The 21,753-nt window shown below is 71.6% G+C and carries 22 protein-coding genes; 10 read left to right on the top strand and 12 right to left on the bottom strand.

Annotated features, from left to right (window positions below; all coding sequences use genetic code 11):
• The first annotated feature begins 306 nt into the window (after window positions 1-306).
• Window positions 307-1,491 carry a globin domain-containing protein gene (locus LG395_RS28095; RefSeq protein ID WP_225811639.1) on the top strand — a complete coding sequence of 395 codons (1,185 nt, stop codon included), beginning with the start codon at window positions 307-309 and terminating at the stop codon, window positions 1,489-1,491.
• Between the two features lie 88 nt (window positions 1,492-1,579).
• Here the strand turns inward: LG395_RS28095 and LG395_RS28090 are convergent, their stop codons facing one another.
• Window positions 1,580-2,029 carry an RrF2 family transcriptional regulator gene (locus LG395_RS28090; protein WP_225811638.1) on the bottom strand — a complete coding sequence of 150 codons (450 nt, stop codon included), beginning with the start codon at window positions 2,027-2,029 and terminating at the stop codon, window positions 1,580-1,582.
• A gap of 137 nt (window positions 2,030-2,166) precedes the next feature.
• Here LG395_RS28090 and LG395_RS28085 point away from each other — a divergent pair, with 137 nt between their 5' ends.
• The 3 genes from LG395_RS28085 to LG395_RS28075 all read left to right on the top strand — a co-directional run bounded on the left by LG395_RS28085 (window position 2,167) and on the right by LG395_RS28075 (window position 5,630).
• Entirely contained in the window at window positions 2,167-2,850 is a 684-nt protein-coding gene (locus LG395_RS28085) for a thioredoxin-like domain-containing protein (protein ID WP_225811637.1), read from the top strand.
• On the top strand, window positions 2,850-3,479 hold the full coding sequence (locus LG395_RS28080) for a DUF305 domain-containing protein (RefSeq protein ID WP_225811636.1): 630 nt from the start codon (window positions 2,850-2,852) through the stop codon (window positions 3,477-3,479). Before LG395_RS28085 ends, LG395_RS28080 begins: the two co-directional genes overlap by 1 nt.
• A gap of 210 nt (window positions 3,480-3,689) precedes the next feature.
• Entirely contained in the window at window positions 3,690-5,630 is a 1,941-nt protein-coding gene (locus LG395_RS28075; RefSeq protein WP_225811635.1) for a S53 family peptidase, read from the top strand.
• A 61-nt stretch (window positions 5,631-5,691) separates the two neighbouring features.
• Here LG395_RS28075 and LG395_RS28070 read toward each other — a convergent pair whose 3' ends face one another.
• Both LG395_RS28070 and LG395_RS28065 read right to left on the bottom strand, forming a co-directional pair.
• Window positions 5,692-5,895 carry a DUF397 domain-containing protein gene (locus LG395_RS28070; RefSeq protein ID WP_225811634.1) on the bottom strand — a complete coding sequence of 68 codons (204 nt, stop codon included), beginning with the start codon at window positions 5,893-5,895 and terminating at the stop codon, window positions 5,692-5,694.
• Entirely contained in the window at window positions 5,867-6,730 is an 864-nt protein-coding gene (locus LG395_RS28065; protein ID WP_225811633.1) for a helix-turn-helix domain-containing protein, read from the bottom strand. The genes LG395_RS28070 and LG395_RS28065 overlap by 29 nt, the downstream gene beginning before the upstream one ends.
• A gap of 115 nt (window positions 6,731-6,845) precedes the next feature.
• Between LG395_RS28065 and LG395_RS28060 the strand changes: the two genes are divergently transcribed.
• Window positions 6,846-7,067 carry a hypothetical protein gene (locus LG395_RS28060; RefSeq protein ID WP_225811632.1) on the top strand — a complete coding sequence of 74 codons (222 nt, stop codon included), beginning with the start codon at window positions 6,846-6,848 and terminating at the stop codon, window positions 7,065-7,067.
• Entirely contained in the window at window positions 7,064-7,420 is a 357-nt protein-coding gene (locus tag LG395_RS28055) for an ATP-binding protein (RefSeq protein ID WP_225811631.1), read from the top strand. The genes LG395_RS28060 and LG395_RS28055 overlap by 4 nt, the downstream gene beginning before the upstream one ends.
• A 47-nt stretch (window positions 7,421-7,467) precedes the next feature.
• Here LG395_RS28055 and LG395_RS28050 read toward each other — a convergent pair whose 3' ends face one another.
• From LG395_RS28050 to LG395_RS28030, 5 genes are all read right to left on the bottom strand, one after another.
• On the bottom strand, window positions 7,468-7,995 hold the full coding sequence (locus LG395_RS28050) for an STM3941 family protein (protein ID WP_225811630.1): 528 nt from the start codon (window positions 7,993-7,995) through the stop codon (window positions 7,468-7,470).
• Between the two features lie 83 nt (window positions 7,996-8,078).
• Window positions 8,079-9,296, bottom strand: coding sequence for an MFS transporter (locus LG395_RS28045; protein ID WP_171156887.1), 1,218 nt, complete (start codon window positions 9,294-9,296; stop codon window positions 8,079-8,081).
• Window positions 9,297-9,393: 97 nt separating this feature from the next.
• Window positions 9,394-10,443, bottom strand: a complete 1,050-nt coding sequence (locus LG395_RS28040; RefSeq protein WP_171156886.1) for an endonuclease/exonuclease/phosphatase family protein — start codon at window positions 10,441-10,443, stop codon at window positions 9,394-9,396.
• Between the two features lie 187 nt (window positions 10,444-10,630).
• Window positions 10,631-11,260, bottom strand: coding sequence for a TetR/AcrR family transcriptional regulator (locus tag LG395_RS28035; protein WP_171156884.1), 630 nt, complete (start codon window positions 11,258-11,260; stop codon window positions 10,631-10,633).
• Window positions 11,261-11,336: 76 nt separating this feature from the next.
• On the bottom strand, window positions 11,337-12,923 hold the full coding sequence (locus LG395_RS28030; protein WP_225811629.1) for an MFS transporter: 1,587 nt from the start codon (window positions 12,921-12,923) through the stop codon (window positions 11,337-11,339).
• A 180-nt stretch (window positions 12,924-13,103) separates the two neighbouring features.
• Here LG395_RS28030 and panB point away from each other — a divergent pair, with 180 nt between their 5' ends.
• The 3 genes from panB to LG395_RS28015 all read left to right on the top strand — a co-directional run bounded on the left by panB (window position 13,104) and on the right by LG395_RS28015 (window position 15,970).
• On the top strand, window positions 13,104-13,982 hold the full coding sequence (gene panB, locus LG395_RS28025) for a 3-methyl-2-oxobutanoate hydroxymethyltransferase (protein ID WP_171156881.1): 879 nt from the start codon (window positions 13,104-13,106) through the stop codon (window positions 13,980-13,982).
• Window positions 13,983-14,126: 144 nt separating this feature from the next.
• Window positions 14,127-15,152 (top strand): ATP-binding cassette domain-containing protein, encoded by a 1,026-nt coding sequence (locus LG395_RS28020; RefSeq protein ID WP_171156879.1) that lies wholly within the window; start codon window positions 14,127-14,129, stop codon window positions 15,150-15,152.
• A complete protein-coding gene (locus tag LG395_RS28015) occupies window positions 15,149-15,970 on the top strand; it encodes an ABC transporter permease (protein WP_171156877.1) in 822 nt (273 codons plus the stop codon). Before LG395_RS28020 ends, LG395_RS28015 begins: the two co-directional genes overlap by 4 nt.
• 13 nt (window positions 15,971-15,983) lie before the next feature.
• On the opposite strand, the gene LG395_RS28010 is transcribed toward LG395_RS28015, so the two are convergent.
• Both LG395_RS28010 and LG395_RS28005 read right to left on the bottom strand, forming a co-directional pair.
• Entirely contained in the window at window positions 15,984-19,241 is a 3,258-nt protein-coding gene (locus LG395_RS28010; RefSeq protein WP_225811628.1) for an AfsR/SARP family transcriptional regulator, read from the bottom strand.
• A 35-nt stretch (window positions 19,242-19,276) separates the two neighbouring features.
• Window positions 19,277-19,822: a Uma2 family endonuclease gene (locus tag LG395_RS28005; RefSeq protein ID WP_171156873.1), complete on the bottom strand. Its 546-nt coding sequence runs from the start codon at window positions 19,820-19,822 to the stop codon at window positions 19,277-19,279.
• A 133-nt stretch (window positions 19,823-19,955) separates the two neighbouring features.
• Between LG395_RS28005 and LG395_RS28000 the strand changes: the two genes are divergently transcribed.
• On the top strand, window positions 19,956-20,756 hold the full coding sequence (locus LG395_RS28000; protein WP_225811627.1) for a site-2 protease family protein: 801 nt from the start codon (window positions 19,956-19,958) through the stop codon (window positions 20,754-20,756).
• On the opposite strand, the gene LG395_RS27995 is transcribed toward LG395_RS28000, so the two are convergent.
• On the bottom strand, window positions 20,746-20,934 hold the full coding sequence (locus LG395_RS27995; RefSeq protein ID WP_171156869.1) for a hypothetical protein: 189 nt from the start codon (window positions 20,932-20,934) through the stop codon (window positions 20,746-20,748). The two genes, LG395_RS28000 and LG395_RS27995, sit on opposite strands and share 11 nt — an antisense overlap.
• Before the next feature lie 71 nt (window positions 20,935-21,005).
• Entirely contained in the window at window positions 21,006-21,719 is a 714-nt protein-coding gene (gene npdG / locus LG395_RS27990; RefSeq protein ID WP_171156867.1) for an NADPH-dependent F420 reductase, read from the bottom strand.
• Window positions 21,720-21,753 lie beyond the last annotated feature (34 nt).

The following is a 21,753-nucleotide window of genomic DNA, read 5'->3' as shown; positions in this document are numbered from 1 at the left end:
TCCGCTTCCCCATCCTTGCTGGTCAGGCCGCCTGTCCCCCGTATCACGGGAGGCGGTCGGGCACCTGAGCATCCCACCACAACACCATTTCACGCGCGTTGCGGACCTTGATCGCCCGGGCGTCCTCGCCCTGAACGCCTCCCGTACGGCAGGTGTACTGCGCTCTCGCCCCATCTTGCCTGCTCGGGCCGGCATCCGTAATGGCCGGTCCGCTTCCCCCGTGGCCGACGCCACGCCCTTAAAACTTGCATCCGAGATGCAAGTTTTCATAGCGTGCCGATCAGCCGAGCCCTCCGAGGAGTCCTGATGCTGACCGAGCCGTCCGCAGCCACCGTCCGCGCCACCCTGCCCGCCGTCGGCGCGGCGATCGGCGAGATCACCGAGCGCTTCTACGCCCGCCTCTTCGACGCCCACCCCGACCTGCTGCGCAACCTCTTCAACCGGGGCAACCAGGCCGCCGGCACCCAGAAGCAGGCCCTCGCCGGTTCGATCGCCGCCTTCGCCGCGCACCTGCTGGACCGTCCGGACCAGCGGCCGGACGCCCTGCTCGGCCGCATCGCGCACAAGCACGCCTCCCTGGGCGTGACCCCCGAGCAGTACGACGTCGTCCACGAGCACCTCTTCGCCGCCATCGCCGAGGTCCTCGGCGAGGCCGTCACGCCCGAGGTGGCCGCCGCCTGGGACGAGGTGTACTGGCTGATGGCGAACGCCCTCATCGCGATCGAGAAGCGGTTGTACGAGGAGAGCGGCGGCCCCGGCCTGCGCGCCTGGGAGGTCGTCGAGCGCTTCGAGGAGACCTTGGACGTCGTCACCTTCCGGCTGCGCCCGGCCGACGGCGGCCCGGTGGCCGGCTTCCGCGCCGGGCAGTACGTCTCCGTCGGCGTCACCCTGCCCGACGGCGCCCGGCAGATACGGCAGTACAGCCTGACCGGAGCGCCGGGCGAGACGGTGCGCCAGATCAGCGTCAAGCGCGTGCGGGGCGGGACGACGCCGGACGGCGAGGTCTCGAACCACCTCCACGCGCGCGTGCGGCCCGGCGACGTCCTGGAGCTGTCCGAGCCGTACGGCGACCTGGTACCGGCCGGCGACCCGGACACGCCCCTGCTGCTCGCCTCCGCCGGCATCGGCGTGACCCCGATGATCGCCGTGCTGGCCGACCTCGCCGCCGGCGGCCACCGCGCCCCGGTCACCGTCGTCCACGGCGACCGCTCCCCCGCCGACCACGCCCTGCGCGCCGACCACACGGCGTACGCGCAGAAGCTGCCCGACGCCACCGCGCACTTCTTCTACGAGCGCGACGCCGAGCCCGGCACCCGGACCGGCCTGGTCGACCTGACCGGCATCGACGTCCACCCCGGCACGCGCGCGTACCTGTGCGGCCCCCTCCCCTTCCTGCGCGCGATCCGCGCCCGGCTGATCGAGAAGGGCGTCGCCCCGGCCGACGTCCACTACGAGGTCTTCGGCCCGGACCTCTGGCTGGCCCAGGGCTGAGCGCGCCGAAGGGGCGCGGGGAACTGCGCGACCGGCCACGACGACGCGGCACACGCCCGACGACCTCACACGGCCGGTCGCGACGCGTTCAGTCCAGCCCCGGCCGCCGGGAGATCCCCAGCAGCAAAGGCCCCGTCGGCTCGGCGACGAGTTCCCCGACCCTGACGGAGTCCAGCGCGGCGAAGAACGCCTCCTGAGCCCCCCGCAGAGCACCCCGCAGGCGGCAGCCGGAGCGCAGGGGGCAGGCCGCCGTCGCCTGCGTCCCCTCGCAGTCCACCACGTCGCCCTCGCCCTCGAAGGTCCGCACGACCGCGCCCACCGACGCGGTGCGGCCCCGCTCCGTGAGCGCCAGCCCGCCGCCCCGCCCGCGCCGGGCGTCGACCAGGCCCAGGTGCTGGAGTTCGGCGACGACCTTCGCGGCGTGCGTGTAGGGCACGTCCATGTCGGCGGCGACCTGACGGGTCGTGGGCGTGGCGTCGGCGACCGCGAGTCGCATCAGGACGCGCAGGGCCAGGTCGGTGGAGCGCAGCAGCCGCATACCGCGAGCGTAGGTAATGCGCATCCCGTCTTCAAATTATCCGGTTCCTGCGCCTCGGCGGCGTCAAGCGCGGCCCCGCCGCATTACGATCAGCGGGCCCCACCGTCCACGTCCCCTTCCCCAGAAGGACACGCCTCATGGGTTCCGGCAAGAACAGCAGCACCGCGGCGCGCAAGGCGCGCATCGAGGAGATGCGGCGCGCCGAGCGTGCCCGCGAGCGCCGCAACCGGGTGCTCACCATCGCCGCCAGCGCGGTGGTCGTCGTCGGTCTCGTCGTCGGCGGTGTGGTCCTGGTCAAGACCCAGGGCGACTCCGGCAAGGACCAGGCCACGCCGAGCGGTGACGCCAAGGGCTCCGGGGACTCCGGGAAGTTCACCACCGGCGCGGACGGGGTGAAGACCTGGTCGGGCAAGCTGTCCCGGACTCACGTGACGACCAAGGTGTCGTACCCGATGCACCCGCCGGTCGGCGGCAACCACAACCCGGTCTGGCTGAACTGCAACGGCGACGTGTACACCAAGGCGGTGCCCGAGGAGAACGCCGTGCACTCGCTGGAGCACGGCGCGGTCTGGGTGACGTACACCGGCAAGGCGGCCAAGGCCGACGTCGACGCGCTCGCGGCGAAGGTGAAGAAGACCCCGTACTCGCTGATGAGCCCGTATGAGAACCAGGAGGCCCCGCTGATCCTGTCGGCGTGGGGCCACCAGGTCGCGGTGAAGAGCGCCAAGGACCCGGAAGTGGACAAGTTCTTCGCCACGTACGTGCAGGGGCAGCAGACGCCCGAGCCGGGCGCCTCGTGCACCGGCGGGGTCATGAAGTGATGCGGCGGCACGTCGGCTGGGTCGCCGGAACCGCGGCGGCGGTGCTCGTCGCGGCCGGCGCGATCACCTACGCGGTCGCCGAGGAGCCCGGCGGATCCGGTCCGGCCACGCCGGGCGCGGAGTCGGCGGACGCCGGGTTCGCCCGGGACATGGCCGTCCACCACCAGCAGGCCGTCGAGATGTCGTACATCGTGCGCGACCGCACGAAGGACGAGGAGGTGCGGCGGCTCGCCTACGACATCGCGCAGACGCAGGCCAACCAGCGCGGCATGCTGCTGGGCTGGCTGGATCTGTGGAACCTGCCCAAGGTGTCGGCCGATCCGCCGATGACCTGGATGGGCATGGGCGGCATGGCCTCCGGCAAGGACGGCGCGCTGATGCCGGGGATGGCCACGAACACCGAGCTGAAGAAGCTCGGGTCGCTCAGCGGCAAGCAGGCCGAGATCCTCTACCTCCAGCTGATGACGGCCCATCACAAGGGCGGCATCCACATGGCCGAGGGCTGTGTCGCCAAGTGCACGGTCGGCGTGGAGAAGCGGCTCGCGCAGGGCATGGTCGACGCGCAGCAGTCGGAGATCGAGCTGATGGCCGGAATGCTCAAGGAACGGGGCGCGCAAGCCCGTTCGTAACACCGCCGTAAGGACGAACCGGTCAAACCGCCCTGCGGGGCGGTTACTTGAGCTTCTCTTGACTTTTACGTTCCCCTTGCATGAACGGTTCATCGCAAGAGTGGCCCCCATCGTGTGATCCACTCGTCGGCCGACACCGCCGCGGGCCGGCGCGCGCCTCCACGACGTGCCAACCACTACATGCATGCGAACCGCATCGCAGGGGGTTCTATGAGATCCAACCGCGCCACCGTGCGCGCCGGTGTGAGCATGGCAGCGACACTGCCCATGATCGCCGGTGCGCTGGCGCTGGGCATACCCGCGGCACACGCCGCGGACAGCCCCGCTCGGGACGTACTGAAGGGCACCAAGCCGCTGTGGGCCACGGCCAAGGCGGACAAGGGCGCGACCTCGGACAAGGCCCAGGTCAAGGCCCGCGTCTACCTGGCCGGCCGGGACGCGGCCGGACTCGCCGCCTACGCCAAGGCGGTGTCCGACCCCAACTCGCCCCTGTACGGCAAGTACCTCGGCGCCAAGAAGGCGCAGGCCCGCTTCGGGGCCACCAAGGCCCAGGTGGCCGCCGTCACGTCCTGGCTGAAGTCGGCCGGCCTGACGGTCACCGCGGTCACCCCGCACTACGTCGCCGTCTCCGGTGACGTGGCCGCCGCCGAGAAGGCGTTCGGCACCCAGCTGCACAACTACGCCAAGGGCTCCAAGACCTACCGCGCCCCGGCGCGCACGGCCTCCGCCCCGGCCGCCCTGAAGGGCGCGGTCCTCACCGTCACCGGCCTGGACAACGCCCCGCACAAGGCGAACCACGACGACCAGCTGCCGCCCCCGGACGCGGTCTTCAAGAACGCGGGCCCCTTCTCGTCGTACTACGGCTCGAACGTCGCGACGACGCTCCCGGACGCCTACGGCCAGAAGATCCCGTACGCGATCAAGGGCTACACCGGCGAGCAGCTGCGCGCGGCGTACGGCGCCGGCACGTACACCGGCAAGAACGTCCGCGTGGCGATCACCGACGCGTACGCCTCCCCGACGATCGCCTACGACGCCGGCAAGTACGCCGTGAAGAACGGTGACGCGGCCTGGAAGACCGGCCAGCTGCACCAGGTGCTGCCGAAGAACTACACCAAGACCGACGAGTGCGGGGCCGCCGGCTGGTACGGCGAGGAGACCCTGGACGTCGAGGCGGTCCACGCGGTCGCCCCGAACGCCGACGTCACCTACGTGGGCGCGGCCTCCTGCTACGACGACGACCTGCTGGACTCCCTCAGCAAGGTCGTCGACAGCCACCTGGCCGACATCGTCTCCAACTCCTGGGGCGACATCGAGGCCAACCAGACGCCGGACCTCGCGGCGGCCTACGACCAGGTCTTCCAGCTGGGCGCGGTCCAGGGCATCGGCTTCTACTTCTCCTCCGGTGACAACGGCGACGAGGTCGCCAACACCGGCGTGAAGCAGGTCGACACCCCGGCCAACTCCGCCTGGGTCACCGCGGTCGGCGGCACCTCGCTGGCCGTCGGCAAGGGCGACAAGTACCAGTGGGAGACCGGCTGGGGCACCGAGAAGGCCACGCTGGCACCCGACGGCAAGAGCTGGGTCGGCTTCCCCGGCGCGTTCACCTCGGGCGCGGGCGGCGGCACCAGCAAGACGGTGCCGCAGCCGTACTACCAGAAGGGCGTCGTCCCGAACGCGCTGGCCACGGCCAACAACGCCGCCGGCAACCGCGTCGTCCCGGACATCGCGGCCATCGCCGACCCGAACACCGGCTTCCTGGTCGGCCAGACCCAGACCTTCCCCGACGGCACCGAGCAGTACAGCGAGTACCGCATCGGCGGCACCTCGCTGGCCGCGCCGGTCATCGCGGCGGTCCAGGCGCTGGCCCAGGAGGCCCGCGGCGGCAAGCCCCTCGGCTTCGCCAACCCGGTGATCTACGCCAAGTACGGCAAGAAGGGCGTCTTCCACGACGTCACGGACAACCCGACGGGCTCCGGCCTGGCGGTCGCCCGCGTCGACTACGCCAACGGCCTGGACGCCGCCGACGGCCTGCTGACCTCGGTCCGCAGCCTGGGCAAGGACAGCTCGCTGTCCGCGGTGAAGGGCTACGACGACGTGACGGGAGTCGGCTCGCCGGCCAACGGGTACGTGGAGTCGTTCCGGCGGTAAGTCGCCGGGGTTCGCTCAGTTGAAGGGGCGTGGGGTGCGTGCACCTCACGCCCCTTCGGCGTCATCGGGCCTTGAGCGCGGTGACGAAGGGGGTCCAGGCGGTGGGGGTGAGGAGGAGGACGGGGCCGTGGGGGAGCTTGGAGTCACGTACGGGGATGACTTCCTGGATGTTGGAGGCGACTTCCAGACAGTTACCGCCGTCTTCGTTGCTGTAGCTGCTCTTGAACCAGAGAGCTCTACTCAAGTCGATCCGATTGCTTGCCATTTCGGTGATCCTCTGCCGCTGACTTGATCATGGCGAGGGACGTGTCTGGTGACAGCGCGACGGCCCTGAGCCGATCGTATGCCTTGCGGTACCGCTCCACGAGAGCTGGATCATCGACGGTGACTCCGCTGTAGGACGCCTCGGTGTACACCAGCGGCGGGGCATCTGGGAACGTCATGGTCATGATGGAAGCAGCCATCAGGGGATACGCCCGTTGCTTCCACGGAACGATCTGCGGAGTGATCCGGCGCCGGTCCGCCAAATCCCCGATGTGATCGAGCTGCGCCGCCATGTCCGGTGCTTCGAGGAGCGGTTGGGTGAGTAGCGACTCGTGCATGATGACCCAGTACTCCGGGGTGCGGTGATCCGCTTCGAACAGGGCGGCGCGCGCTGTTCGGCCGCTGACCTTTTCTTCCACCTCGGCGTCGGAGGACAGCGGAAGATCGGCCAGGATGACGGCCCGCGCGTAGGCCGGAGTCTGAAGTAGCCCCGGCAAGAGCGTCGGACACCACTCCTCGATGGTCAGCGCATACCTCTCCGCCTCCAAGACCTTCTCGAAATACGTGGGGTGCCCAGCCCTCCTCGCCCTCCGCACATCCTCGCAACGGCGCTCGAAGAAGCCGTCGGTCCGGAGCACACGATCCGCATGCCGAGCCAGATCGATGGGCATCCTCCGCTCCCCGTGCTCGATGTCGCTGAGGTACGTCTTGCCGTAGAAGCTCCCCTCGAGGAACGCCTCCAACGACAGGCCGGCCGCCTCCCGCTTCCACCGCAACTCCTTGCCGTAGAAGGTCGGGACGCTCATCGAGCCGTCAATGTCCTTGCCCCGGGCCACCGCTCACTCTCCTCCGCTGCCCTGGTCGCGAACGCGAAACCTCTTCCACGGTAGCGAGCGCGGCGACAGTCTGTGAGGCGTTCGTCACGCACAGCACAGAAGGTTGCCGCCTCTCATGTCCGACCGCTCCCCCACCGCCTACGACGTCACGCTCTGCGTCGAGGACCTCCGCGCCGCGCTCGCCCTGCACGGCATCACCCTCCCCTCGCTCCGGGCCGACCTGCCGAGCTTCGCGGGTACGTACGCCCCGCCCGCCGGACTCGTCACGCTCGGGAACTGCAACACCGCCACGGCGCGGGCGCTGGCCGCCGTGCTGAGGAAGGCGGCGGCGGAGTGACGACGTCGCTGGAACTGCACCTGCTGGCCACCGCGAAGGCCGCGCCGGAACTGCGCCACCACCTCCGTGCGCACGGCTTCGACGTCCGCCTGTGTGCGACGGAGCTGCTGACCAACGTCATCGACCACCTCGGCGAGGGAACACCGGTGACGGTCCGGGTCGGGGGTACGGCGGTGGGGCGTACGCGGATCGAGGTGACCGATCCCGACCCGCGCGCGTTGCCCGTCCTGCTGTCGGCAGGGGAAACGGCCGAGTCGGGGCGGGGGTTGGCGCTCGTGGACGCGCTGGCCGAGCGGTGGGGCGTGGTCCAGGGACCGGACCGGAAGACGGTGTGGTGCGAACTGAGGAACTGAGCGGGGCTACGCGGCCTGAGTCGAGCGCGTGCCGGGAAGTGGCCCCCTCACCGCTGGACCGGGAGTCCGGGGCAGTGACGCCGCATCGCGTCCAGCACCGCTTCCGGCGGCGCCGGCAAGGTGTTCACGGCCATGTTGGCCGGGCCGAGGCCGAGCCGTGCGTTCGCCGGGGCGGTCCTGCGGACGAGCCGGGGCGCCCGCGCCAGGTAGGCGTCCGGATCGTGCAGGACCAGCTCGATGAACCGCTGCGAGGTGGTGCGCACCCGCTGCTCGCGTATCCGCACGGCGGCTATCTCGTCCCAGCCGAACCGGCCCAGGCTCACGTGGTCCACGCCCGCGTCGTCCAGTACCAGCTCCGGTCGGCCACGGAGCAGACGCCGGACGTAGCTCACCGAGCAGAACCCGAAGAAGAGGACGGCCAGCGCGCCGGCCACCGTCATCTTCACGGTGCTGTGGGCGACCAGGAAGACGATGCCGAGGACGACGAAGACCAGCGAGCCGGCCAGCATCGCCCACACACGTCCCTTGGCGAGCGGGAAGACCGTCGGGGGCAGGGGAGCCGCTTTTTCGTTCACGGGCCCAGACGATAGGACCAGGGCCCTCGCCGGCGGAACCCTTCCCGCGAGGGGCACCTTGGCGGCACGGCCCCTCGCCGCCCTCAGCGGTACAGCGCGTCCTCCGTCTCCGGAACCCGGGACGCCACCACCCGCCCCGCCGACGGAGTCTCCCGGCGGCGGTCCACCGCGTACGCCACGCTCGCCACGCCCAGGCCCAGGACGGCCAGGGCCGCTCCCGCCAGCGCCGGGGACGTCGTACCGAAGCCGGCCGCCAGGGTCAGGCCGCCGATCCAGGCGCCGCCCGCGTTGGCCAGGTTGAACGCCGCCTGGTTGGCCGAGGAGGCGAGGGAGGGGGCCGCCGACGCCTTCTCCATCACCATCAGCTGGAGCGGGGAGCCGGTGACGAACGCCGCCATTCCCAGCAGGGCGACCGCCAGGGCCGCGCTCCACTCCGCCCGCATCAGCAGGGGGAACAGCGCCAGGACCGCGCCCAGGGACGCCAGGCCGCCGAAGAGGGTGGCGCGCAGGGAGTGGTCGGCGAGCCGGCCGCCCAGCAGGTTGCCCGCCGTGGCGCCGACGCCGAAGAGGGCGAGGAGCAGGGTCACGCTGGTCTCGGCGTAGCCCGCCGCGTCCGTGAGCATCGGGGTGACGTAGCTGTAGGCGGCGAAGAGCGCGCCGAAGCCCGCCACCGTCGTACCGAGGGCCAGCCAGACCGGTACCGACCTCAGGGCCGCGAGTTCGCCGCGCAGGCCCGTCGACGTGGCCGCGTGGTTCCGGTCGTGGGGGATCAGCAGGGCCAGGGAGGCGATCGCCGCCAGGCCGATCACGCTCACTCCCAGGAACGTCGCCCGCCAGCCCAGGTGCTGGCCCATCAGGGTGGCGACGGGGACGCCCGCGATGTTGGCGACGGTCAGGCCGAGGAACATCAGGGACACCGAGCGGGCCTTGCGCTCCGGCGGGACCATCGCCGTGGCGACGACCGCGCCGACCCCGAAGAAGGCGCCGTGCGGCAGGCCGCTGAGGAAGCGGGCGGCCAGCAGGGAGCCGTCGCCGGGGGCGAACGCCGACAGGGCGTTGCCCGCGACGAACAGGGCCATGAGGGAGATCAGGACCGTGCGGCGGGACATCCGCGCGGTCAGCGCGGCCAGCAGCGGGGCGCCGATGACGACGCCCAGCGCGTACGCCGAGACCAGGTGGCCGGCGGCGGGGATCGAGATGTGCAGGTCGTCCGCGACGTCGGGCAGCAGGCCCATCATCACGAACTCGGTCGTACCGATGCCGAAGGCGCCCACGGCGAGGGCGAGCAGGGCCAGGGGCATGAGGGGACCTTTCAGAGAGCGGAGTGCCGTACAGGTTCGAGTCTCGCAGTATGTTCCTGGACGGAACAAACTCTCTCAGGTCCGGTATTCCGGCGGGTCAAGAACCTGTGTCGAGCTTCACACGGGCCGCTACGGGCAGGTGATCGCTGTTCGTGCGCGGCAGCGTCCAGCTCTTCTCCGGCTCCACGCCCTTCACCATGATCTGGTCGATGCGGGCCATCGGGAACGACGCCGGCCAGCTGAACCCGAAGCCGCTGCCGGCCGCGCCCTGCGTGGAGCGCATCTGGGAGGTGACGCCGTTGAGCGCGCGGTCGTTCATGGTGCCGTTCAGGTCGCCGAGCAGCACGACCTGCTTCAGGGGCTCGTCGGAGATGGCCTCGCCGAGCGCGTCGGCGCTCTTGTCCCGCTGCCGGGCGGTGAACCCGGCCTCCATCTTCACCCGCACCGAGGGCAGGTGGGCGACGTAGACCGCGACCGGCCCCTTGGGCGTCGTCACGGTGGCGCGCATCGCCCGCTTCCAGCCGAGCTTGATGTCGACGGCGTGGACGCCGGTCATCGGGTACTTGCTCCACAGCCCGACCGTGCCGACGACCGCGTGGTGCTTGTACGTCGACGCCAGCGCCTTCTCGTAGACGGGCACGGCGGAGGCGGGCAGCTCCTCCAGGGCGAGGATGTCGGCGCCGGACGCGGCCACGCCGGTGGCGGTCGCGGCCGGGTCGGGGTTGTCGGCGTTGACGTTGTGGGTGGCCACCGTCAGGTCGCCGCCGGCGCCGGACTTGTCGGTCAGCAGGCCGCCGAAGAGGTTCAGCCAGACGATCGCCGGGAGCAGGATCACGATCAGCGCGGTCAGCGACCGGCGGACCAGGGCGAGGACCAGCAGCACCGGCACGGCCAGGCCCAGCCAGGGCAGGAACGTCTCGGTGAGCGAGCCGAGGTTGCCCACCGCGTTCGGCATGTGGGCGTGCAGCAGCATCACCAGGGCCAGCAGCAGGGCCAGCACGGCGAGGACGACGCCGCGCCGCCAGACGCCCGGATCGCTGCGCCACCCGGTGAAGAGGCGGTGCGCCAGGCGTCGGAGCCGGGATCCCGGTCGCTCGGGCTCCGAGCCGTCGCCCACCGTCTCCGTCATGTACGCCTGCTGCGCCATACCGTCTGCCTCACTGCCTGCCGTGCACACCGTTCGCCCCCCTTGCTCTTCCGACCCTAGGGGATGATCGGCTCCGTTCCGCCGTCCCATGACGGCCGTACGGAAGACGAGGACGAACGAGCCGGGGCCGCGAGTTCCGGTGACCCCCGGGGCGCGCGGGGTCTGTGACGAAACGCGCACATTAGTGCTACGCCGGCGTGGACCTGACGGGCCGTAGGCCGTCCAGCACCGCGTCGACGATCTGCTCCGCCAGCCCTTCGGGCAGTTCGGCGTCGGGACGCATGACGGAGCGGACGAGCATGGGGCCGACGAACATGTCGTTGGCCAGGTCCAGGTCGATGTCCGCGCGGATCTCGCCGCTCGCCTGCGCGCGGCGCAGCAGGTCCAGGGCGAGGTCGCGGCGGGGCGCTATGACGCTGGCGTGGTACGCCGCCCAGATCCGCGGGCTGCTCTTCATCTGGGCGTACACGTTGTGCAGGATCGCCGAGGAGCGGCTGACCAGGCCGCGCCGGCGCAGGGACTCCAGCAGGACGACGAGGTCGTCGCGCAGGCTGGTGCCGGGGAGTTCGGGGTCGGGGGGTTCGGCGGCGCGTACGACGTCGACGAACAGTTCCTCCTTGCCGCTCCAGCGGCGGTAGATGGTGGCCTTGCCGACCCCGGCCGTGCGGGCGACCCGCTCGATGGACAGCTCGGCGAGGGGCACGCCCTCCTCCAGGAGCTTCATCACGCCTTCCAGGATGGCGCGTTCCACCGCTTCGCTGCGCGGCCGGCCCCGTGCGGGTCCGTCCGGTCGCGGTCGGCTCTCGGCAAGGCTCACGACGATCCGTCCTCTCACTGTGCTGCGGGAATTGTCCCGCAGCCGCCTCCTTCCCCCGTGGAACCGCGCGTGTGCCTCACTCCCCGGCGGCGACCAGCTCCGGCTCCTTGTCCTGCCGCCGGCCGGCGGGCGGCTTGCCCGGCAGGAACAGGAAGGTCACCACGGCGCCGATCAGCGCGACGCCCGTACCGCACAGGGCGGTGACGTGCATGGCGTGCAGGAACGCGTCGTGGGCGGGGGTGACCAGGGCCTCGCCCCGCGGGCCGAGCTTCTCGGCGACGCCGAGGGTGGCCTCGATGGACTCGCCGGCGGTCGTGCGCAGGCCGGGCGGCAGCAGGCCGAGCTTGTCCTCGATGCCGTTGCGGTACGCGGTGGCGAGCACGGAGCCGAGGACGGCGATGCCGAGGGCGCCGCCGACCTGGCGGAAGGTGTTGCTGAGCGCCGAGGCGGAGCCGGCCTTCTCACGGGGCAGGGCCTGCATGATGACGACCGAGGTCGGGGTCATGATGTGCGCCATGCCGGTGCCCATGAGGAAGAACACGACCTCCAGCAGCCAGATCGGCGTGTCGGCCTCGAACGTGGCGAACGCGGCCAGCGTCGCGGCGATGAGCACCAGACCGCCGGTGGTGGTGGCCTTGTTGCCGAACCGGTCGACCAGCAGCCGTGCCCGGGGCGCGAAGATCAGCTGGGCGGCGGCGAGCGGCAGCATCAGCACGCCGGACTCCAGCGGGGAGTAGCCGCGCACGCTCTGGGTGTAGAAGACGCCGAAGAAGGTGACGCCCATCAGCGCGAAGAAGACGAGCGCGATGGCGCTCATGGCGGCCGAGAAGACCTTGTTGCGGAAGTAGGTGACGTCCAGCGACGGGTGGTCGCTGCGCTTCTCGAACACGACGAAGGCGGCCAGGACGACGAGGCCGGCGGCGATGGCGCCCAGCGCCTTGGCGTCGGTGAAGTCGGCCAGCTCGCCGCCCTTGATGATGCCGTAGACGAGCAGCACCAGGCCGACGACGGACAGGACCACGCCGATGGGATCGAGGCGGCCGGGCCGCGGGTCGCGGGAGTCGGGCACCAGCCAGGCCATCAGGACCAGCGCGACGATCACGATGGGCACGTTGACGAGGAAGACCGAGCCCCACCAGAAGTGGTCGAGGAGGGCGCCGCCGGTGATCGGGCCGATGGCGATGGCGAGGCCGACGCCGCCGGCCCAGATGCCGATGGCCTTGGGCTGTTCCTCGCGTTCGAAGACGTTCATGAGCACCGCGAGGGTGGCGGGCATGACGAACGCGGCACCGAGGGCCATCAGCGCGCGGTAGGCGATCAGCTGGCCGGGCGAGCCGGACTCGGCGGCGAGCGCGGAACCGATGCCGAACACGAGGATGCCGCCGAGCAGCACCTTCTTGCGGCCGAGCCGGTCGCCGACGAGTCCGGCGGTGAACAGCAGGCCGGCGAAGACGAGAGTGTAGGCGTTGATCGCCCACTCGATCTCGCTCTGCGTGGCGCCGAGGCCGGTGGGCGCCGGGGTGGCGATCGTCTTGATGGCGACGTTCAGGATCGAGTTGTCGAGCACCACGATCAGCAGGCTGAGCATGAGCACGCCGAGGATCGCCCAGCGGCGCCGGTGCACCGCTTCCGGTATTCGGGAGGCAGGGACGGGACTTGTCATGTGTTCGAGCCTACGATCATTTCGATACGGAACCGTATCGTATCTTATTTCTTTACCAAGCCCTTACGCGGCTGGGCTCACAAGGGGGTACCCCTGGCCCCGAATGGCACGAGGTGCCACCATGGAGTCGATCCGGGGACGCCGTCAGGGCGCCTCGAGATGACTGAAGGAGCCGTTGCCATGACGCAGCTTTCGGCTGCCCAGAACAAGCCTTCCGACGGCAGCAAGGCGCTGTACGGGGGCCTCTACGGAGGAAAGGGCACCCGCCGCATCACCGTCCGCGACATCGCCCTCGCCAAGGAGCGGGGCGAGAAGTGGCCCATGCTCACCGCCTACGACGCGATGACCGCGTCCGTCTTCGACGAGGCCGGGATCCCGGTCATCCTGGTCGGCGACTCGGCGGGCAACTGCCACCTCGGGTACGACACCACCGTCCCCGTCACCCTCGACGAGATGACCATGCTGTCCGCGGCCGTCGTACGCGGCACCACCCGTTCCCTGATCGTCGGCGACCTGCCCTTCGGCTCCTACCAGGAGGGCCCGGTGCAGGCGCTGCGCTCGGCGACCCGGCTGGTGAAGGAGGCCGGCGTCGGCGCGGTCAAGCTGGAGGGCGGCGAGCGGTCGCACGAGCAGATCCGGCTGCTGGTGGAGTCCGGCATCCCGGTCATGGCCCACATCGGGCTGACCCCGCAGTCCGTCAACGCGATGGGCTACCGCGTGCAGGGGCGCGGCGAGGAGGCGGCACAGCAGCTGCTGCGCGACGCCAAGGCCGTGCAGGACGCGGGCGCGTTCGCGGTGGTGCTGGAGCTGGTCCCGGCGGAGCTGGCGGCCGAGGTGACGCGGGTGCTGCACATCCCGACGGTCGGCATCGGCGCGGGACCGGAGACGGACGCGCAGGTCCTGGTGTGGACGGACATGCTCGGGCTGACCTCCGGCCGGGTCCCGAAGTTCGTCAAGAAGTACGCGAACCTGCGTGAGGTCATGGGCGACGCGGTCAAGGCGTTCGCGGAGGACGTCGTCGGCGGGACGTTCCCGCTGGAGGAGCACTCCGTCCACTAGACCACTGCGGCACCACCGGGCAGCCCGCCGATCGTCCCCCGTCGGCGGGCTGCCGCCGTCTGGGGGCGCGCGTCCCCAGGGCTGTCGGCAGCGTGTCGGCCGGCTGTCGGTGGTTTGTCGGTGGGGCCTGGCACTGTCATCGGCATGACACGCATCGACGACAACCCCGCCGGCGGACGCTCCGCCGTGACCGTACGGGGACTGGTCAAGCACTACGGCGAGACCAGGGCACTGGACGGTGTCGACCTGGACGTGCGCGAGGGCACCGTGATGGGTGTGCTCGGGCCGAACGGCGCCGGCAAGACCACCCTCGTACGCATCCTGTCCACCCTCATCACCCCCGACGCCGGGCAGGCCACGGTGGCCGGCTACGACGTCGTACGGCAGCCCCGTCAGCTGCGCCGCGTCATCGGACTCACCGGCCAGTACGCCTCGGTGGACGAGAAGCTCCCGGGCTGGGAGAACCTGTACCTGATCGGGCGGCTGCTGGACCTGTCCCGCCGGGACGCCCGCGCCCGCGCCGACGAACTGCTGGAGCGGTTCTCGCTGACGGAGGCGGCCAGGCGGCCCGCGGGCACGTACTCCGGCGGCATGCGGCGGCGGCTGGACCTGGCCGCGTCCATGATCGGCCGGCCCGCCGTGCTGTACCTGGACGAGCCGACCACCGGCCTCGACCCGCGCACCCGCAACGAGGTGTGGGACGAGGTGAAGGCGATGGTCGGCGACGGCGTCACCGTGCTGCTCACCACCCAGTACATGGAGGAGGCCGAGCAGCTCGCCTCCGAACTGACCGTGGTGGACCGCGGCAAGGTCATCGCCAACGGCGGGATCGAGGAGCTGAAGGCCCGCGTCGGCGGACGGACCCTGCGGGTGCGGCCGGTGGACCCGCTGGAGCTGCGCCCGCTCGCCGTGATGCTGGACGAGCTGGGCATCACCGGGCTCGCCACGACCACCGTGGACACCGAGACCGGGACCCTGCTGGTGCCGATCCTCAGCGACGAGCAGCTGACGGCCGTGGTCGGCGCGGTCACCGCGCGCGGCATCACGGTCTCCTCCGTCACCACCGAACTGCCGAGCCTGGACGAGGTGTTCCTGTCGCTCACCGGCCACCGCGCCAGTGCCCCGCAGGACGCCATGCCCGCCGACGACCGTCAGGAGGTCGCCGTATGACCGCCGCCACCCTCTCCCCGGCCGCCCCGAAGACCGACACGCCGATCCCGCTGCGCGCCCACCTGCGCCACACCGGCGCGCTGGTCCGCCGCAACCTGCTGTGGATCCGCCAGGACCCGGAGTCGATGTTCGACGCGATCCTGTTCCCGGTCGTCTTCACCCTGCTGTTCGTGTACGTCTTCGGCGGCTCCATCGGCAAGTCCCTCGGCGGCGGGCAGGACCAGTACGTCCAGTACGTCGTCCCCGGCCTCATGGCCATGATGGGCATGAACATGGCCCAGGGTGTGGGCACCGGTTTCAACCAGGACTTCAACTCCGGCGTCATGGACCGCTTCCGGTCCCTGCCGATCGGACGCGGCTCCGTGCTCTTCGCGAAGATCGCGGTGGAGCTGATGCGAATGCTGTTCGCGACCCTGGTGCTGCTGGTGGTGGCCCTCCTCGTGGGCTACGACATCAACAGCTGGAGCGGTCTGCTGGCCTCCGTGGGGCTGTCGGCGGTGTTCGGCTCGGCGCTGATGTGGGTGTTCCTGACCCTCGGCGTGGTGATGAAGAACGCGCAGTCGGTGCAGGCGATGGGTTTCCTGGTGCTGATGCCGCTGCAGTTCGGCTCGTCGATCTTCGCGCCGACCTCCTCGATGCCGGGCTGGCTCCAGGCGTTCACCGACTACAACCCGCTGTCGTCGCTGGCCGACACCGCGCGCGGCCTGATGGAGGGCGGCCCGGTCGCGCACGACCTGTGGGTGACGCTGATCTGGTCGGTCGGCCTGACCGCGGTCATGGCCCCGGTCGCCATCCACAAGTTCCGCACGAAGAGCTGACGCCTCCCGGCACTCAGATCAGGGCGGTGGCCTCCGCGAGGGAGAGGCCACCGCCCTCGGCGTACGCGGCCTCGTACGCCTCCGGGTCGAGCGTCTCCCGGATCCGCGCCTCGGTCATGGCGTGGCACCGCCGCTCCACGTCGGAGGGGATGTGGCCGGCCGGCAGCAGCGCGTCGGCGGCGCCCAGACAGCGGGCGGCGTCGGCGGCGCGGTCGCCACCGTCGGCGCGGGCCAGGGCCATCGCCGCCGTGGTGAGGCAGATGGAGTTCAGATGCGGGTTGAGGGCCTCGGACAGCGGGTCGGCGCCGAGACGGACGGCCCTGCGGACCCGGGTGAGGGCTTCCTCCGTACGCTCCTCCACGGCGTCCACCCAGGCCTCCTGGGAGGTGATCAGCGCGTCGAACACGACGAAACGCGCGATGGTGACCTCCTCGCGCGTCAGCCGGAGCTGTTCGCGGGCCTCCGCGGTGCGGCCGGTCAGACTGAGCCAGCCGGCGAGGAAGAGCCGCGCGAAGGGCACGGCCTCGTTGTGGACGCCCCCCTGGGTCATGGTGACGTCACGGAGCATCCGCTCGCCGCGTTCGCTCTCGCCGGCCTGCACGAGCACGCTGCCGAGCCGGGCGCGGAGCACGGCCACCTGGGCGCGGGCACCGAGGCGTTCGGCGTGTTCGATGGCGGCCTGGTAGTCGGCGGCGGCCTCGCGGTGGGCGCCCTTGCGTTCGTTGGCCTCGCCGCGCGCGGACAGGGCCTCGGTGGTGCCCCAGGCGTCGCCGAGCCGGTGGTAGATCTCCAGGGACTCGTCGGCGTCGCGGGTGGCGTCACCAGCCCAGGAGGTGCGGTTGGCCAGGAGGTTGGCGCGCAGGTGGAGGGCACCGGCCAGCTCCCACTCGTAGCCCGGGGTCTCCCGGCAGGTCCGCACGTTGGCGTCCACGATGGTGCGCACCTGTTCGGCGCCGCCGGTCAGCAGACCGGCGAAGAACCACAGCATGCCCGGGGGCCGGCAGGTCTGCGGCAGGCCGGGCTCGTAGACCTGGGCGACGACGCGGAGCTTCGCCTTCGCCTCGGGGGTCTGCCAGAGGTCGATCTCGGTGTCCATGCACGCCAGATGGGCCAGATGGACCCCGCGCCGGGCCTCGGCGAGGAGTTCGCCGGTGTACGGGGGCGGGGTGTCGGTGCAGCGTTGCCACACCGGTTCGGCGCGGCGGACCGGTTCGGTGAACGGGTCGGGGCCGAGCGTCATGACCTCCCGGCACCAGGTGCGGATCTCGATGCGCTGGTCGCGCATCTGCCAGAACCAGAACAGGGACAGGACCATGCACAGGCCCTCCTGTTCGTCGCGCTGGGCGAGGGCGTGGCGGAAGGCGGTGCGCAGGTTCTCGTACTCCAGCTGGAACCGGTCGATGGCGGCGCGCTGCCCGGAGCCGCGCAGCAACGGGTCGGTGGTGCGGGCGAGTTCCCGGTAGTACGTCAGGTGGGCGCGCTGGGCCTGGGCGCGGTGGCCGGTCTCGGTGAGGCGTTCGGCGGCGTACTCGGCGACGGTCTCCAGCAGCCGGTAGCGCATGCCGCCGTCGGCCGCCGGGGCGGCCACCACGAGGGACTTGTCGACCAGCGAGCCCAGCGCGTCCAGGGCGGCCGGCCCGCACACCGCCTCGGCGGCGGCGAGGTCACAGCCGCCGGCGAACACCGACAGCCGGGCGAGGACGTCCCGTTCGCCGGCGTCCAGCAGGTCCCAGGACCAGTCGACGACGGCCCTGAGGGTCTGCTGGCGGGGCAGCACGGTGCGGCTGCCGGAGGTGAGCAGCCGGAAGCGGTCGTCCAGCCGGTCCGCTATCTGACGGGGTGCCAGCATGCGCAGCCGGGCCGCCGCCAGCTCGATCGCCAGGGGCAGTCCGTCCAGGCGGCGGCAGATCTCGGCGCACGCCTCCGGGTCGTCCTCGACCCGGAAGCCGGGGCGGGCCGCCGCGCCCCGGTCGGCGAGCAGCCGCAGCGCGACCGGCTCGGGCAGCGGCTCCACGGGCCGGACCAGCTCCCCCGGCACGCCGAGGGGTTCCCGGCTGGTGGCGAGGACGGTCAGCTCCGGGCAGCGGGCCAGCAGGTGCTCGGCGAGCCGGGCGGCGGCGTCCACGACGTGCTCGCAGTTGTCCAGGATGATCAGCATGCGCCGCCGGGCGCAGTGTTCCACGAGCCGTTCGACGGGGTCGCCGTGCCGGTCGGAGACCGCGCGCATGCCGTCCACGCCGGCGCCGTGCAGCACGGTCTCGCGGGCGCCGATCGCGGTGAGCACGGCCTGCGGTACGGCGTCCGGGGCGTCCACGGGGGCCAGCTCGGCGAGCCACACCCCGTCCGGGACGGTGTGCCGTACCGCCTCGGCGGCCTCCTGCGAGAGCCGGGTCTTGCCGGCGCCGCCGGGCCCCAGCAGGGTGACCAGGCGGGCCGCCGCCAGGTCGGCGCCGATGGCGCTGAGGTCGGCTTCCCGGCCGACGAAGGAGGTGAGCCGGGCGGGCAGGTTGCCCGGGCGGGCCGCCGCAGGCAGCTCGGCCGGTTCCTCCCGCAGCAGTTCGGCGTGCAGGGCGCGCAGTTCGGGGCCGGGGTCGGAGCCGAGCCGGTCCGCGAGGAGGCGCCGTACGTCCTCGTAGGCGGCAAGTGCCCGGGCGGGGCGGCCGGTGTCGCGCAGGGCGCGCAGCCGCAGCGCCTGGAGGGGTTCGTCCAGCGGGTGGCTGTCGCACAGGGCGGTCAGCTCGGGCAGCACCCGCTCGGCCTCGCCGAGGGCGAGCGCGGCGGTGTGCCGGGCGCGCAGGGCGTCGAGTCTGCGGGTCTCCCAGCGGGCCGCCTCGGCGGTGCGGTCGGGCAGGTCGGCGAGGGCGGGGCCGCGCCACAGGGCGAGGGCGTCGTCGAGGACGGCGGCGGCCTTGGCCGGGTCGCCGTCGGCGAGGGCGGTGAGGCCGTCGCCGGTCAGCCGGTCGAAGCGGACGAGGTCGACGTCGTCGGGCGCGGCGGTGAGCCGGTAGCCGCCGTCGGCGGAGACGACGGCGGCGGCGCCGAGGGTACGACGGAGCCGGCCGACGAGCGCCTGGAGGGCACCGGTGGCGTCGGCGGGCGGGTCGGCGCCCCACACCTCGTCCACCAGCACCCCGGCGGGCACGGTCCGCCCGGCCCTGAGCGCGAGCACGCTCAGCAGGGCGCGCAACCGCGTCCCGCCGACCGGAAGGGCCGTACCGTCGGGACGGATCGCCTGGGTGGTGCCGAGCAGCCGATAGCGCACGGGGTCCATTGTCCCCGGGGAGAACCGGGCGCCGCTCGCGGGTCTCAGATGCGGATGAACTCGGAGGAGTCGAGGACGAGGGTCTGGTCGGCGACGGGGATCTTGATCTGGTCCCCGAAGACGCCGGACTCCTGGTGCTGGTACTCGCCGTCCTCCGGGCGTGTCAACAGGGTCCAGCGGCCTGCGAGCACGTCGACGATCAGGTAGGCGGGGATGCGGCGCAGAGCGTAGTGGCTCGGCTTGGTGTTGTAGTCGCGGTTCTTGCTCTCCGGTGAAACGACCTCGACCACGAAGGGCAGCAGCTCCTCGCTGATGTCGCTCTTGTCCGTCTCGACCAGGTCGCGCGGAATCGCCGTGGCATCGGGTTCGGGCTTGTAGCCCTCCCGGGGCGGGACGACGGAGAACTCGCTCGTCGCCACCCAGCCCGGCAGCCGTTCTTCGATCTGGTTCTCGATGCGCCGCTGTGTCGCCCTGTGCGCATAGGTGACCGGTACCAAGGTGAGCCCGTTCCTCGTCAGGCGGAGGCGCGCGCTCTTCGGCACGTGAATGGCGTCCTGGACAAGCTCGACCCAGCCCTCGGCGAGCGTCATGGCCACCTCCTCAGTCGACTCGATGACAGCGTAACGACTAGCAGGAACCTCCGGCCGCTCGCAGGACGTTTCCCCGCGATCACCGGTACGGTCGACCCCGGCCCGCCCGACGCGACCCGAGGAGCTCTCCGCCATGACCACCGCCACCACCCGCCACGGCGATCGGCAGATCAGCCCGGTGTTCGTCGGCATCCTGGCCGTGACGGCGGTGACCGGCTGGGCCACCTGGAGCGGGTTCGCCGCGCAGCCGGGCGTCGCGGTGTTCCTGTTCGTGACGGCGGCCTGGATCGTCTCCCTGTGCCTGCACGAGTACGCGCACGCCCGCACCGCCCTGCACAGCGGGGACATCACGGTCGGCGCGAAGGGCTACCTCACGCTGAACCCGCTGAAGTACACGCACGCGCTGCTGAGCATCGTGCTCCCGCTGCTGTTCGTGATCATGGGCGGGATCGGTCTGCCCGGCGGCGCGGTGTTCATCGAGCGGAGCCGCATCCGGGGCCGCTGGCGGCACAGCCTGATCTCGGCGGCGGGCCCGCTGACGAACGTGCTGTTCGCGGCGGTGTGCACGGCCCCGTTCTGGCTGCACGCGCTGGACGGCGTCCCCGCCGACTTCCGGTTCGCGCTGGCCTTCCTGGCGCTGCTCCAGGTGACGGCGGCGCTGCTGAACTTCCTGCCGGTGCCGGGCCTGGACGGCTACGGGGTGATCGAGCCGTGGCTGTCGTACGGCGTGAAGCGGCAGGTGGAGCCGTTCGCGCCGTTCGGGCTGCTGTTCGTGTTCGCGCTGCTGTGGCTGCCGTCGGTCAACAGCGCGTTCTTCGACGTGATCGACTCGATCATGCGGGCGCTGAACGTCGACGACTTCTCCCGCTACTGCGGCGAGGCGGACTACCGCTTCTGGCAGGACACCCCGGAGATCTGCTCGCTCAGTTCGTGACGGAGCGGCCCTGCCCGGCGGCCCGGCCGCGCTTGACGTAGTACCAGGTCATGTTGGAGGACAGGCCCGCCAGCAGCACCCACACGATCCCCAGCCAGCTGCCCTGGACGAAGGAGACGACCGCGGCGGCCACGGCGAGGAGGCAGACGATCAAGGTGTAGAGGGCGATGCGGGGCATGGGGGCCGGCTCCGGATCCTGTCGGGGGACACTGCTCGAGGTCACCAGTGTCCCCCATCGCCGGACGCGGCTCACACGTCGGTGACGCGGAGCCCGGCGTGTGCCTTGTACCGGCGGTTGACGGAGATCAGGTTCGCGACCAGCGACTCGACCTGGTGGGCGTTGCGCAGCCGGCCCGCGAAGACGCCGCGCATGCCGGGGATGCGCCCGGCCAGCGCCTGCACGATCTCCACGTCGGCGCGCTCCTCGCCGAGCACCATCACATCGGTGTCGATCTGCTCGATCTCCGGGTCCTGGAGCAGGACGGCCGACAGGTGGTGGAAGGCGGCGGCGACCCGGGAGTCCGGCAGCAGGGCGGCGGCCTGCTCGGCGGCGCTGCCCTCCTCCGGCTTCAGGGCGTAGGCGCCCTTCTTGTCGAAGCCGAGCGGGTTGACGCAGTCCACGACGAGTTTTCCGGCCAGTTCCTCGCGCAGCGACCTCAAGGTGTCGCCGTGGCCCTCCCACGGCACGGCGACGATCACGATGTCGCTGCGGCGCGCGGTCTCGGCGTTGTCGGCGCCCTCGACGCCGTGTCCGAGTTCCCCGGCGGCGGCCCGGGCCCGCTCGGCGGCGCGGGAGCCGATGATCACCTTCTGGCCGGCCCGGGCGAGCCGGTAGGCGAGGCCCTTGCCCTGCGGTCCGGTGCCGCCGAGAACGCCGACGACGTACCCGGAGACGTCGGGCAGGTCCCAGGGGTCCTTGGCGGGGGCCTTGGCAGGGGTCTGTGCGCTGTCGGTAGAGGTCATGGGCCGACTCTACGTCCGCCGCCGGGTCCGTACC

It is taken from the genome of Streptomyces spinosus, assembly GCF_020400655.1.
GTDB lineage: Bacteria > Actinomycetota > Actinomycetes > Streptomycetales > Streptomycetaceae > Streptomyces > Streptomyces argyrophylli.
This window is presented reverse-complemented; position numbering and strand designations above follow the sequence as displayed.

Coding starts and splice junctions, on each gene's coding strand:
- LG395_RS28080 (WP_225811636.1), top strand. CDS start 2,850: ATGCGGCGGCACGTCGGCTGGGTCGCCGGAACCGCGGCGGCGGTGCTC.
- LG395_RS28040 (WP_171156886.1), bottom strand. CDS start 10,443: ATGGCGCAGCAGGCGTACATGACGGAGACGGTGGGCGACGGCTCGGAG.
- LG395_RS28045 (WP_171156887.1), bottom strand. CDS start 9,296: ATGCCCCTGGCCCTGCTCGCCCTCGCCGTGGGCGCCTTCGGCATCGGT.
- LG395_RS28095 (WP_225811639.1), top strand. CDS start 307: ATGCTGACCGAGCCGTCCGCAGCCACCGTCCGCGCCACCCTGCCCGCC.
- LG395_RS28015 (WP_171156877.1), top strand. CDS start 15,149: ATGACCGCCGCCACCCTCTCCCCGGCCGCCCCGAAGACCGACACGCCG.
- LG395_RS28090 (WP_225811638.1), bottom strand. CDS start 2,029: ATGCGGCTGCTGCGCTCCACCGACCTGGCCCTGCGCGTCCTGATGCGA.
- LG395_RS28030 (WP_225811629.1), bottom strand. CDS start 12,923: ATGACAAGTCCCGTCCCTGCCTCCCGAATACCGGAAGCGGTGCACCGG.
- LG395_RS28020 (WP_171156879.1), top strand. CDS start 14,127: ATGACACGCATCGACGACAACCCCGCCGGCGGACGCTCCGCCGTGACC.
- npdG (WP_171156867.1), bottom strand. CDS start 21,719: ATGACCTCTACCGACAGCGCACAGACCCCTGCCAAGGCCCCCGCCAAG.
- LG395_RS28010 (WP_225811628.1), bottom strand. CDS start 19,241: ATGGACCCCGTGCGCTATCGGCTGCTCGGCACCACCCAGGCGATCCGT.
- LG395_RS28070 (WP_225811634.1), bottom strand. CDS start 5,895: ATGGCAAGCAATCGGATCGACTTGAGTAGAGCTCTCTGGTTCAAGAGC.
- LG395_RS27995 (WP_171156869.1), bottom strand. CDS start 20,934: ATGCCCCGCATCGCCCTCTACACCTTGATCGTCTGCCTCCTCGCCGTG.
- LG395_RS28000 (WP_225811627.1), top strand. CDS start 19,956: ATGACCACCGCCACCACCCGCCACGGCGATCGGCAGATCAGCCCGGTG.
- LG395_RS28075 (WP_225811635.1), top strand. CDS start 3,690: ATGAGATCCAACCGCGCCACCGTGCGCGCCGGTGTGAGCATGGCAGCG.
- LG395_RS28005 (WP_171156873.1), bottom strand. CDS start 19,822: ATGACGCTCGCCGAGGGCTGGGTCGAGCTTGTCCAGGACGCCATTCAC.
- panB (WP_171156881.1), top strand. CDS start 13,104: ATGACGCAGCTTTCGGCTGCCCAGAACAAGCCTTCCGACGGCAGCAAG.
- LG395_RS28085 (WP_225811637.1), top strand. CDS start 2,167: ATGGGTTCCGGCAAGAACAGCAGCACCGCGGCGCGCAAGGCGCGCATC.
- LG395_RS28060 (WP_225811632.1), top strand. CDS start 6,846: ATGTCCGACCGCTCCCCCACCGCCTACGACGTCACGCTCTGCGTCGAG.